The organism is Bacteroides sp. OF04-15BH, from assembly GCF_003477995.1.
Taxonomy (GTDB): domain Bacteria; phylum Bacteroidota; class Bacteroidia; order Bacteroidales; family Bacteroidaceae; genus Paraprevotella.
The window spans coordinates 94,404-106,687 of record NZ_QUEM01000010.1 but is presented as its reverse complement, the minus strand read 5'-3'; the positions used below and the strand labels follow the sequence as shown (position 1 = coordinate 106,687).

Genomic DNA, 12,284 nt, shown 5'->3' with positions numbered 1-12,284 from the left:
GCAGGGTTAAGTATGCGCTAAATTAATTCCGCCAACGGGTAAAGGAGAATATGATAAACAACAAATTCAAAACAGACACAACATTTATAAACATAGCCAAAAAGTTCACGGTATATCACGATGAACGCATAGCCATAATCGACCATCTGAAAAAGAAGGACACCATGCCTGTTTCCTCCATAAAAGCAGATGCCGTTCTGATTATCCTATGTGAGAAGGGTGACGTGACCTTCTTTCTGAACAACAAATTCTACACGGCCACAACCAACGATCTGATTATTTGCCAGCCGCAGACCATATTCCAGAAGGATCACGCCTCGGCAGATTTTGAATGCTACGGATTCTGCCTGTCGCCCGAATTTGCCAAACAGCTCTTTCTGGTGTCTTCCAACAACTGGAAAGGCCGCCTTTTCTTTGAAAACAACCCCATCATAAAGACCGGCGAAGAAGGGAAGAATATATTCCAGCAATATTATGAATTGCTGAAATCCAAACTCATGGCCGAGCCTCATCCTCACCAGAAAGAACTGATCAATGCCCTGCTTCAGGCCTTTATCTACGAAATGCACGATGTGTCGGATAGAATCAAGAAGGAACCGAACAATTTCAACTCATCCACAAACCTGTTCAACTCATTCTTACAACTCATCGTGTCTACTTATCCCAAGGAACGCAGCGTGGCTTTCTATGCCGAGAAACTGTTCGTCACCTCGAAATATCTCACAGCCGTATGCAAGAATCTTTCGGGGAAAACAGCGCTCGCCATCATCACGCAATATGTCATACAGGATATTGAATACTTGTTGCGCTGTCCGGAAAAATCAATCAAACAGATTGCCAACGAGCAGAATTTTCCCAATCTCTCCTTTTTTGGGAAGTATGTCAAGCGATGTCTCGGTGTGTCTCCCAAAGAATATCGGGAGCGCATCCTGAAAAACAGTTTACTATAAAAACACAATAAGAATTCTGGTGCGTTCCCTTTAAAAGTCCTTTTGGAAAAAACATCAGGATGAATAAGAAAAACGATCTCAATGACTTGGCGAAATCATTGGGATCGTTTTTTATGGTTATCAGCCTTGTGCCGAATCCGAAGAAAAAGAGTAGGTCAGCACAAAGCGTTCCGCGGTTTCAAAAAATACATGATAGGTCCGGCAGTGCTCCGGATGCCGGGTCTGCATCTGCAAACTGCCCCGACATCCCGCTTCGCGGATGCTGTCGGGCTGCCGGCAGGAAGAAACCAGATGCTCCCGGAAATCCACCTCGCGGCAATTCATCATCTTATAGACCGTTTCCTTGGCCGACCACAGCAGAAGCTGTTCCCACACTCCGGAGGCAGACTCTTCGGAACTTATGAAACGGGAAGCCACGCGGCAAACACGTTCCCCGTATTGCTCGATGTCTACTCCCACCTCTCCATGCAAAGAGAGGATTACGGCAACAAAGCCGTCGGTATGCGAAATGGAAATCCGCCACGGCGAAGATTGCAGATAGGGTTTTCCGCTTTCGTGATAGGCAATGACTGCTCCGGGCAGCATCTGCTGGAGCAAGACACGCACGGCCACAAATTCATACCGGCGCTTGGGGGATGTAAAACGCTGTTGCGCCTCTTCGTGGCAACGGCAGCCCCCGTCGGGCAACAGGCTGAGCAGCTGTTCCATTGTCTCCACGGTCTGCCACACGCAGCAACGGAAGTTCCCTTCGTTGATGTCTCGGATAACAGGCATGGATTAATGGTCCTCGGGGTAAGTAATCGGTTCGTCGGTCACCACTTTCACCTTGAGAATGCGGCGCTCATCCATTTCCATCACCTCGAACTTGATGTTCTTATATTCGATGGTTTCGTGAATCTGCGGGAATTCTCCCTTGATTTCGAGCAACAGACCGGCCAGAGTATCGGCATCGCCTTCTACCTCTTCAAAGAAATCATCGGCAAGATTCATGATGCGCAGGAAGTCGGTAAGCAGAATCTTGGCTTCAAAGATATAGGCCTGTGAAGACAGTTTGGTATACATCTGTTCATCCTCGTCGTACTCGTCGTTGATGTCACCCACGATTTCTTCGATGATATCTTCCATCGTAACAAGTCCCGAAGTTCCTCCAAACTCATCCACCACAATGGCAATGTGCACCTTGTTGGTCTGGAAGTCGCGCAACAGATCGTCGATCATCTTGGTTTCGGGCACAAAATACGGCGGACGGATCAGAGACTGCCAGCGGAAATTGGCCGGCTTGTTGAGATGGGGCAACAAATCCTTGATATAAAGCACTCCCTTGATATTATCCTTGGAGTCGGCATATACAGGGATTCGGGAGTAATTGTGTTCCAAAATACATTTCATGACATCGGGGAAAGGGGTCTTCACATCGAGGTCCACCATGTCGATACGCGGTGTCATCACCTCGCGGGCCATCTCATCGCCAAAACGGATGATTCCCTTGAGCATGTTCTGTTCCTCGGCGATTTCCTTCTTGTCGGTCAGCTCCAGAGCCTGCTCCAGCTCGTCGACAGAAAGTGCGTGACTTTCTTTCTGCACCACCTTGGCGGCAATTTTCTTGGAACGCATCAGTGCGGACGAGAAAGGCCAGAAAAGGCGCTCGATCAGATGGAACGAAGGGGCTACCAGACGGCAGAAGCTCAGCGTGTGCTGCGCAGAGTAAATCTTAGGCATAATTTCGCCGAAAAGAAGCAAAAGAAAAGTAAGTAATACAGTCATAAACAGGAACTCCAGCAAATCATTTGCTCCAAAATCCACCACCTGGGCAAAAAAGAAGTTCAGCAGCATAATGACTCCCACATTCACAAAATTGTTGGCAATAAGAATGGTGGCCAGCAATCGCTCGGAGTCGGCTTTCAAAGCCATGATTTTTCGGTCAGATTCATGTTTTTCTTCTTCTATTTCATTGATGTCGGTGGGCGACAAAGAAAAGAAGGCAATCTCCGAAGCTGAAGCAAAACCGGAACAGAGAAGCAACAACATGGCACAGGCCAAAGCTACCCAGGCTCCGAAACTCGGTGCAACGATGGTTACACCCTGAAAAAGATTCTGTAAAGGTTCTAAAAACGTTTCCGTGTCCAAAATAAAAAAATTAAGTTATACAATCAAAACGGCAAATCATCGTTCGTAGCATCAGTCCCGGCCACAGAGGACAGGTTGCGCGCTGCCTCGGCGGCAGCGGGAGCAGGCTGTGCCGGAGCGGCTGCAGCACGCGGAGTAAGCATCTCCATGTTGTCTGCAAAGATCTCCGTAATATAGCGTTTCACACCGTTCTGGTCATCATACGAACGGCTCTTTATCTTACCTTCAATATATAGTTTATCTCCTTTGTGGACGTACTTTTCTGCCACCTCGGCCAGTCCGCGCCACAGCACGATGTTGTGCCAGTCCGTACGGTCGGGCACTTCGGTTCCGTTCTGCAGACGGTAGCCACGTTCGGTTGTAGCCAAAGGAAAAGAGGCAACGGCAACTCCGTTGTCCAGATAGCGTACATCGGGGTCTTTTCCCACATTCCCGATCAGCATAACCTTGTTCAGTGACATAAAATTCCTCCTTAATATCAGATAATCCGCTTCAAAGATAGCATCATTTCACGATACCACCCAAAAAATGCAGAATTTTTTTATTCCAAATGCCCGAAACGACAGAGGGCGGACGGCCTGAAAACCGTACGAAACCCGCAAATATTACGTTTGGAATACAGGCTTACAGCTTCAGGGCCGCCAGCATCTTCGGAAAAGCCAGCTGCCCTATTTCGTCACGCTCTACCCAGAAGACACCGGCAGGCAAACAGGCCGGATCGGGCGCATCGGGCAACGGCAACCCATAGAACGAGGCATGCAGCAGCTGGTGACTGAGACGCTGGCGCACCGGACGGGACAAAGGCTGCAACAGGGCCGACGGGACATGCAGCAAACCGGACAGACGGGCCTGCAACGCCTCGGTATCGGGCAAGGCGCCCTCCCACTCCAACAGAAGCGGCTGACAGAGTCCTTCCCAGATGTCGCCCGACGGACGGCGCCAGAAAGCCAGCCGCCCCTGATGCTCTATATAAATAAAGGTAAAGAAGCGCGGCCGCACGGTCTGCCGTCCCTGTTTCACGGGCAGGTCTTCCACGCATCCCGTTTTATAGGCCATGCAGGCTGCCGCTAACGGGCATCCGGCACAGTCGGGATTCTTGGGTACGCACTGCAAGGCCCCAAAATCCATAATGGCCTGATTGTAGTCGGACGCCCGGGCGGCATCAAAGAGTTCATGGGCCTTCTGCGCAAACAGTTTCTTTCCGGCCGTGGTGTCAATCGGCACGTCCAGTCCCAGAAAACGGGACAGCACGCGGTAGACATTACCGTCGACCACCGCATGCGGCAGTCCGAAGGCAAACGAGGCTATGGCTGCCGCCGTATAGTCGCCCACTCCCTTCAGCTTGCGGATTTCCTCATAGCTGTCGGGAAAGGCACCGAGCTCCGCAATCTGGCGCGCAGCCTGATGCAGGTTCCGTGCCCGGGAGTAATAGCCCAGACCCTCCCAATATTTCAGCACCTCGGCCTCGTCGGCAGCCGCCAGTGTCTGCACATCCGGAAAACGCTCCATAAAGCGCAGATAATACGACAGGCCCTGCGCCACACGCGTCTGTTGCAAAATGATCTCCGAAATCCATATCTTATAAGGATCGGAGTCCTCGCGCCAGGGTAAAATCCGACCATTTTCCCGATACCAGGTCAGGAGTATTTTTGAGAAATCTGTTCGTTTCATGTAATTTTTTCAGCTTTGGAGGCACAAAAATACAATCCAAATCAGTAATAATCAGCTTTTTTAAAGAAAAATCTTTGAATATATTTCATTTCCTCGTCAAAAAGCTATATATTTGCACTCCAAAAAATTAGGAATTAGAGAATTACAAATAATAATTATTTACACAAAATGACAAAAGCAGATATAGTAAATGAGATTTCCAGAAAAACCGGAATTGACAAATCGACGGTTTTAACCACGGTAGAAGCATTTATGGACACCGTAAAGGAATCTTTGACAACTAATGAGGAGAATGTTTATCTTCGCGGCTTCGGTAGCTTTATCTTGAAGAAACGCGCTCAGAAAACAGCTCGAAACATCTCCAAGAATACTACAATCATTATCGAAGAGCATAACATTCCGGCCTTCAAGCCTGCAAAAGTTTTTGTGGATGCTGTAAAAAAATAAAAATCCGAGAAATATTAACAAGAGTATTAACTTATAAAATTTAAAAGCTATGCCAAGCGGAAAGAAGAAAAAAAGACACAAGATGGCTACTCACAAGCGTAAAAAAAGACTGAGAAAGAACAGACATAAGAGCAAATAGTCTGTTGTAGCTTGTCTGTGGACAAACACAAAGAACAAACTTGCCGTGCTTTTCTCTGAAGAGCTACGCAAGTTTGTTCTTTGTATAAATAAGAGATCATAAACCAATCGAAATGAAGAAGAAATGACCAGCGAAGTAGTAGTAGACGTCCAACCCAAAGAAATATCCATCGCTCTTCTGGAAGATAAAAGACTGGTGGAATTTCAGAAAGAAGGCTTGTCCGTGTCGTTTGCCGTGGGCAATGTCTATCTGGCAAAAGTCAAAAAGATGATGCCGGGACTCAATGCATGTTTTGTCAATGTGGGCTACGAACGCGACGCTTTTCTGCATTATCTGGATTTAGGACCTCAATTCAACTCCTACCAAAAATATCTCAAACAAGTAGTCAGCGACCGAAAAAAACTTTATCCCATGGCCAAAGCGACCATGCAGCCGGAACTGGACAAGGAAGGAAGTGTGCAGAATATCCTTCAGCCGGGACAGGAAGTGCTGGTACAGGTCGTAAAAGAACCAATCTCCACCAAAGGACCCCGTCTTACCTGCGAAATCTCTTTTCCGGGAAGATACCTGGTTCTGATTCCTTTCAGCGATAAAGTTTCCGTTTCCTCAAAAATCAAGTCTTCCGAGGAAAGAGCACGACTCAAGCAATTGCTCCAGAGCATTAAACCGAAGAATTTCGGAGTAATTGTCAGAACCGTAGCCGAAGGAAAAAGAGTGGCTGAACTCGACACCGAATTAAAGATATTGCTGAAACGATGGGAAGAAACCATGACCAAGGTTCAGAAGGCAACCAAACTGCCGGAACTGGTTTACGAAGAAACCAGCCGCACTGTAGCCATGTTGCGCGACCTGTTCAACCCATCCTACGAGAATATCTACATCAATGACGAAAGTGTATTCAACGAAGTTAAGGATTATGTAACGCTTATCGCCCCGGAAAGTGCAAAAATTGTAAAGAAGTATACCGGCAAGTTACCTATCTTTGACAACTTCGACATCACCAAACAAATTAAATCTTCGTTCGGAAAAACCGTTTCCTACAAGCATGGAGCCTATTTGATTATCGAACATACGGAGGCGCTTCATGTGGTTGACGTAAACAGTGGAAACCGTGCCAAATCGAAAGACGGACAAGAGGCCAACGCCCTGGACGTGAATCTGGGTGCAGCAGATGAGCTGGCACGCCAACTGAGATTAAGAGATATGGGAGGAATTATCGTAGTGGACTTCATTGACATGAATCTGGCGGAAGACCGACAAAAACTCTATGAGCGCATGTGCGAAAACATGAAAAAGGACCGCGCGCGCCATAACATCCTTCCGCTGAGTAAATTCGGACTCATGCAGATCACACGACAGCGCGTACGCCCGGTTATGGACGTAAACGTTGAGGAAACATGCCCCACTTGTTTTGGAAAGGGCACCATCAAATCCAGCTATTTGTTTACCGATATTCTTGAAGGCAAAATAAACACTTTGGTAAACAAAATCGGAATGAAGCAGTTCGCACTGCACGTACATCCTTACGTGGCAGCCTACATCAATCAGGGTTTTCTGTCGCTGAAGCGGAAATGGCAGATGAAATACGGATTCGGGGTAAAGATCATCCCGAGCCAGAAACTTGCCTTCCTGCAATATGAATTCTATGACGGTAACGGACAGGAAATCGATATGAAAGAAGAAGTAGACAGCAAATAAAAAAAGGGGCTTTCAGAGCCCCTTTTTCTATTCTTCCTTGTTCTGCCCTTTTATCAATTCGCCCGATATTATTTCAGCCTGTTTGATGACCGTCTCTGTTGCCAGCATCTGCATATCTGGCGGATATCCATACCGACGCAACAATCGTTTAATAGCAACACGCATTTTTGCCCGCACATTTTCCTTCATTTCCCAATCAATAGAGGCATTATTACGTATCGTTTCTGTCAGGACAACGGCTAGTTCTCTCAATTTATCCTTTCCCATCAGTTCCATTGCGCTATTATTGGCAGCTACAGCAGAATAAAAAGCAAATTCATATTCCGAAAGACCTAGTTTCTTTGCTGCACTATCCTGCTTTACGATATGTTTGCTCAATCCTATCAGTTCATCAATCACTTCTACAGCAGTAATAACCTTATTGTGATATTTATTGATAGAAGCCTCCAGCATTTCCATCAAACTTTTCCCTTGAACCAGATTTCGCTGCATACGCGCCTTTATCTCATCATTCAGTAATTTTCGTAGCACTTCCAAAGCTATATTCTTATGCTCCATACCCTTCAGCTCCATAAGAAACTCCTCGGAAAGGATAGATATATCCGGCTTTCTGATACCTGCCGCATCAAAAATATCCACTACTTTTTCCGAAACCAGCGCCTTATCTACAACCTGACGAATTGTTGTTTCTATTTCCTCACCTGTTTTCTGAGAAGAAGATGCATCAAACTTACAGAGTCTGGCCTTTACAGCCTGAAAGAAGGCTACTTCCTCCTTTATTTCCATCGCCCGCTCATGAGGAATAGCAATGGCAAATGCTTTTGACAAAGCATTGACCTCGTTCACAAAGCGTTTCTTTCCCTCATCAAGACCAAGAATAAAATCTTCAGCCTGTAAGATGACGGATAATTTCTGGGATATATCTGCTTTGAAATAGGAAAGATAATCAAAACCATACAAAAGTTGCTGTACCACCTCCAGTTTCTCTTCCATCAGAGCAACAGCCTGTTCCTGCTGTTCTGTAGGATTGCCTTTTCCCCCTGAATCCGAATAAAACGATAACGCTTTCTTCAAATCTGAAGCAATACCCAGATAATCCACCACCAAGCCTCCCGGTTTATCTTTGTACACACGGTTCACACGGGCAATTGCCTGCATCAGATTGTGTCCTTGCATCGGTTTGTCAATATACAATGTATGCAGGCATGGCGCATCAAACCCGGTAAGCCACATATCGCGCACAATCACCAGTTTCAGTCCGTCTTCCGGATCTTTCATCCGTTCTGCCAATAAGCGACGTTGCTCTTTTGTGGTATGATGCCGCGAAATCTCCGGACCATCGGACGATGCTGAAGTCATAATAACCTTTATTACTCCCTGATCCAGATTATCAGAATGCCATTGCGGACGTAAAGCGATGATGGCATCATATAAAGCGACAGCAATCCGACGGCTCATAGCCACAATCATCCCCTTTCCCTCAAACACTTCCTGACGCTGTTCAAAGTGTGTTACAATGTCCCGGGCTACATTTTTAATACGTGCCGGACTTCCTATTAATGCTTCCAGCTGTGTCCATCTGGCCTTAGCCAGCTGAACATCGTTCATCTCCTCAGTTTGCAACTCCCGGTCGAGTGATTCTATCAGTTTACGCCCTTCTTCGCTCAATTCGATTTTGGCCAAACGACTCTCATAGAAGATACGCACTGTAGCACCGTCTTCTACAGCCTGAGCTATATCATAAACATCTACATAATGCCCGAACACTGCCGGTGTATTTACATCAGCAGTCTCAATGGGAGTACCAGTAAAGCCCAGAAAAGTAGCATTAGGCAAAGCATCACGCAAGTATTTGGCAAATCCATATTTGATTTCCGAACCAATCACTTCATCAGCTTCGTTTCTGACCTCTACGGTTTTGGCCTTGAATCCGTACTGAGACCGATGGGCCTCATCAGCAATAACAATAACATTTTTTCGGTTAGTTAAGGTTTCATAAACGTTGCCTGTTTCCGGCTGGAACTTTTGAATGGTAGTAAATACCACTCCTCCGGAATTAACTCGTAGAAGTTTCTTTAATGTCTCCCTATCATCGGCCTGTACAGGAGTTTGGCGCAGAAGCTGTTTACAATCGGCAAATGTTCCAAATAACTGATCATCCAGATCATTACGGTCCGTAATGACTACAATAGTCGGATTATTCAGCATACGCACCACTTTACCGACATAAAAAACCATAGAAAGCGATTTTCCCGATCCTTGAGTATGCCATATAACTCCTGCTTTATGATCTCCTACAGGCTGAGTTCTTGCATCTACAAGTCCATAGTTTATAGGAGACTCATGCAAAGAAGCATCATTTTTCTTATTAATGCCCGTGGCACGCACCGTTGATTCTATAGCCTTATTTACCGCATAATATTGATGATAGGCCGCAATCTTCTTTATAGTCTTTATTGTGGTAATATGTGTCTTTATATCTTCCGTCTTTGATTTCTCAAAAACAGTAAAAGAACGTATCAAATCCAACAAAGTTTCTTTATTCAGCATGCCCCGAACCAAGACTTCCAACTGACTGACCAAATGGGATGCCTCTGCTTTACCGTCAGCACTTTTCCATGCCATCATACGGCTAAACCCTGCCGATAAAGATCCGGCACGCGCTTCCAATCCATCGGAAACTACAATTAAAGCATTATAAGTGAACAGAGCAGGAATTGCCGTCTTGTAAGTTTCTATCTGTCGGTATGCACTTTGAACCGTAGCATTTTCGTCTGCCGCATTCTTCAATTCTATTACCACCAGAGGCAAACCGTTGACAAACAAAATCAAATCGGGTCGTTTGTTTCGTCCGTTTTCTATGATGGTATATTGATTAACCACTGTAAACTCATTATTCAGCGGGTTTTCAAAATCAACCAGCCAAACCAATTCTCCCCGCTCAGCTCCCTCGTGATGTACTGAGACCGAAATCCCTTCCGTCAGCATGCGATGAAATAACTCATTATTAGCCAGCAGATCAGGCGAAGCGATACGTAGCACCTCATTGACCGCCTCTTCACAAACCGCAGCTGACAGTTCGTGATTGATACGTCGCACCGCTTTACGCAAAGATTCTTTTAACACGACCTCCTCAAAAGACGCACGCAAAGGATTCGGTCCGTCGGGAGCAATATCCGGACCGTAAAGCGATTTGTAGCCAAGATGCTCAAAAAGCTGAATGGCGAAAGATTCTATTTGGGATTCTGAAAGAACAAGCATGCTGTTTTTAATCTATTCAAAAAACTTATTAACCTTCTCAAAAACATTTCTATTAAACTCTTTCACTTCAGGTTTTGACTTTTCTATGAAATTATTTATCTCCTCAAGCAAAATTTCTTTCGACAAAAAAGAAGAGATAGAGTCAACTGTTATATAATCATCATCTATATGCATCGCTATGATTCCTAAGGCCGCGGAGGCTATAATATAACCATATAAATAAGTTGAAGAATCAGGAACAATGTCCGATGTTTTAAAACGTAATTTTTTTTCATTTGAAAGTATACAAGCTAATAAGACAATATTTCCATAAAAAGAACCAGCTTTCACATATCTTTCGACAATCTTTTGCATCAATTTATTATCAGTCTCATCCATTCCAACTGAAGCTGAAACAGAATCAATAGAACGTTTCTGATTATTCTGGCTTACTGCATTTTTTGTTTCACTTGATATCACTTTTATCTCATCCAATTTTAACAAAATAGAGTCTATACTTCCTGATAAACTCTCTGAAATCAAAGAAAATCTATCTACTGATACTGATATCTTATCTGAAGCTCTGTCTATTTTCTGATACTGGGCCTCTCCTTGATTATTAGAAACAATCGCATAAATAATAGCGACTACAGAAAGGAACAATGAAGATATAGTAGAGGCAAAGGATATATAGTCCACAATCTGATCTGTATTATTGTTATTTACACAAACATAAGTTATCAGTTCTATAATTATAAAAATCAATAAACCTGAAATGTAGTACATGTGCACCTTACACTTTCCATCGTTTTGACGATATTTCAAAAAAAGGAAAATGATAGCAATTATAGCCAACAATACCACCGAGAGTGTAAGTATCCCTGAATTTATTAATTTATCCATTATCATAATTCATCTATCTTTATTTCATTAGACATCAATTTAGGCAATATTCTATCCTTTGTTTTATTTATAGTTCTTATTTGTAATTCATTTATTTTTATTTTATTAAAAATTGGTTTTACGATTTTACAAAACTCAGCAACAATTTGTTTTGGTGGAATCAGTAAACTTAAAGATTTAAACGCAGACTTACTAATCTCCATAAAAGTTGAACCATTAGCATAACTATGCACTATATCCATATTAGCCTTGAGCCACAGATATATAAATTCTTTTGCGTAACCTTTATCATCAATTATTGCAATATAGCCTTGATTGATAGCTAAAGGAACCTCCGCATAAGCTAATACTCCAACCGGTGCTCTTGATGACATTAACAATGTACCTGCTGGTAGAAGTCCTGAACTGATCTGCTTCAACCCTTCTTGTGTTATTTTTCGTTCAGTATCAAACAGATAAATTCCATTTAATGTGGTGACATCTTTAGGAGAAGTCCAAGGTATACTACCATCCCAATATTTAGGTTCTTTGGTACTAGGAGTGGTGCCACCTTTTACAGACAAAATATCGTCCAACGTACCTTCTTTCCAATATTCTTGAATTTCTTCAATAAACCATTTGCGAAACAATGTTTCTGCCATTGCTTCAAGAGTCTTATTTTCCTGAAGAAGCAAATCTATTTTATCATCTAAAGAATTCAAAATAGAAGCTATACGTTTTTGTTCTTTTAATGAAGGTATAAATATATTTAATTCATGAATATGATTTCTATTTAAAGATGGAACGGCACTACCACTATTAAACTGGGTAAAATCAACCAACTGTAAAAAATAATACATAAACTTCTCATCATTTCCGTGAAAGTCTTTTACATATAAAGTTGTATTATGAGCCCAAAAATTATCTTTATAAAATTTAGGAACACCAATATTACCACTACGACCTATTGTAATACCAGGTCCTTTTGTTGTGTATTGATCATGGTACCCAATTACACCATTAGAACCTGCAACAGGAATATCTCCACCATTCATTTCAGATTTAGGCAAATCATATCCACGTTGAAAGGTTAAGACTTCTCCCAATTTATATTCTTTCCACTCACCCAT

Annotated in this window: 10 protein-coding genes; 3 read left to right on the top strand and 7 right to left on the bottom strand. The window is 43.7% G+C overall.

What is annotated here, in order from left to right; translation table 11 throughout:
* The first annotated feature begins 50 nt into the window (after nt 1–50).
* The gene (locus tag DXA74_RS06510) at nt 51–950 is read left to right on the top strand and encodes a helix-turn-helix domain-containing protein (RefSeq protein WP_118525959.1); all 900 of its coding nucleotides are present in this window, start codon (nt 51–53) and stop codon (nt 948–950) included.
* Nucleotides 951–1,070: 120 nt separating this feature from the next.
* On the opposite strand, the gene DXA74_RS06505 is transcribed toward DXA74_RS06510, so the two are convergent.
* The 4 genes from DXA74_RS06505 to mutY form a co-directional block, all read right to left on the bottom strand.
* Nucleotides 1,071–1,724 carry a 4'-phosphopantetheinyl transferase superfamily protein gene (locus tag DXA74_RS06505; RefSeq protein ID WP_118525958.1) on the bottom strand — a complete coding sequence of 218 codons (654 nt, stop codon included), beginning with the start codon at nt 1,722–1,724 and terminating at the stop codon, nt 1,071–1,073.
* 3 nt (nt 1,725–1,727) lie between these two features.
* Nucleotides 1,728–3,077, bottom strand: coding sequence for a gliding motility-associated protein GldE (gene gldE, locus DXA74_RS06500; RefSeq protein WP_199666100.1), 1,350 nt, complete (start codon nt 3,075–3,077; stop codon nt 1,728–1,730).
* A 23-nt stretch (nt 3,078–3,100) separates the two neighbouring features.
* Nucleotides 3,101–3,538, bottom strand: coding sequence for a single-stranded DNA-binding protein (locus DXA74_RS06495; protein ID WP_118525957.1), 438 nt, complete (start codon nt 3,536–3,538; stop codon nt 3,101–3,103).
* 163 nt (nt 3,539–3,701) lie between these two features.
* Entirely contained in the window at nt 3,702–4,748 is a 1,047-nt protein-coding gene (mutY, locus tag DXA74_RS06490) for an A/G-specific adenine glycosylase (RefSeq protein ID WP_118525956.1), read from the bottom strand.
* A gap of 168 nt (nt 4,749–4,916) precedes the next feature.
* On the opposite strand from mutY, the gene DXA74_RS06485 reads away from it, so the two are divergent.
* Together DXA74_RS06485 and DXA74_RS06480 are read left to right on the top strand one after the other, a co-directional pair.
* On the top strand, nt 4,917–5,195 hold the full coding sequence (locus DXA74_RS06485; protein ID WP_118525955.1) for an HU family DNA-binding protein: 279 nt from the start codon (nt 4,917–4,919) through the stop codon (nt 5,193–5,195).
* A 262-nt stretch (nt 5,196–5,457) separates the two neighbouring features.
* Nucleotides 5,458–7,032, top strand: coding sequence for an Rne/Rng family ribonuclease (locus DXA74_RS06480; protein WP_118525954.1), 1,575 nt, complete (start codon nt 5,458–5,460; stop codon nt 7,030–7,032).
* Between the two features lie 27 nt (nt 7,033–7,059).
* Here the strand turns inward: DXA74_RS06480 and DXA74_RS06475 are convergent, their stop codons facing one another.
* The 3 genes from DXA74_RS06475 to DXA74_RS06465 are packed head-to-tail and all read right to left on the bottom strand — an operon-like array spanning nt 7,060 to nt 12,284.
* Nucleotides 7,060–10,293 carry a type I restriction endonuclease subunit R gene (locus DXA74_RS06475; RefSeq protein WP_118525953.1) on the bottom strand — a complete coding sequence of 1,078 codons (3,234 nt, stop codon included), beginning with the start codon at nt 10,291–10,293 and terminating at the stop codon, nt 7,060–7,062.
* Nucleotides 10,294–10,305: 12 nt separating this feature from the next.
* A complete protein-coding gene (locus DXA74_RS06470) occupies nt 10,306–11,181 on the bottom strand; it encodes a hypothetical protein (protein ID WP_118525952.1) in 876 nt (291 codons plus the stop codon).
* Nucleotides 11,178–12,284 carry a restriction endonuclease subunit S gene (locus DXA74_RS06465; RefSeq protein WP_118525951.1) on the bottom strand — a complete coding sequence of 369 codons (1,107 nt, stop codon included), beginning with the start codon at nt 12,282–12,284 and terminating at the stop codon, nt 11,178–11,180. The genes DXA74_RS06470 and DXA74_RS06465 overlap by 4 nt, the downstream gene beginning before the upstream one ends.

Coding starts and splice junctions, on each gene's coding strand:
- DXA74_RS06485 (WP_118525955.1), top strand. CDS start 4,917: ATGACAAAAGCAGATATAGTAAATGAGATTTCCAGAAAAACCGGAATT.
- DXA74_RS06465 (WP_118525951.1), bottom strand. CDS start 12,284: ATGGGTGAGTGGAAAGAATATAAATTGGGAGAAGTCTTAACCTTTCAA.
- DXA74_RS06495 (WP_118525957.1), bottom strand. CDS start 3,538: ATGTCACTGAACAAGGTTATGCTGATCGGGAATGTGGGAAAAGACCCC.
- DXA74_RS06505 (WP_118525958.1), bottom strand. CDS start 1,724: ATGCCTGTTATCCGAGACATCAACGAAGGGAACTTCCGTTGCTGCGTG.
- DXA74_RS06480 (WP_118525954.1), top strand. CDS start 5,458: ATGACCAGCGAAGTAGTAGTAGACGTCCAACCCAAAGAAATATCCATC.
- DXA74_RS06470 (WP_118525952.1), bottom strand. CDS start 11,181: ATGATAATGGATAAATTAATAAATTCAGGGATACTTACACTCTCGGTG.
- mutY (WP_118525956.1), bottom strand. CDS start 4,748: ATGAAACGAACAGATTTCTCAAAAATACTCCTGACCTGGTATCGGGAA.
- DXA74_RS06510 (WP_118525959.1), top strand. CDS start 51: ATGATAAACAACAAATTCAAAACAGACACAACATTTATAAACATAGCC.
- DXA74_RS06475 (WP_118525953.1), bottom strand. CDS start 10,293: ATGCTTGTTCTTTCAGAATCCCAAATAGAATCTTTCGCCATTCAGCTT.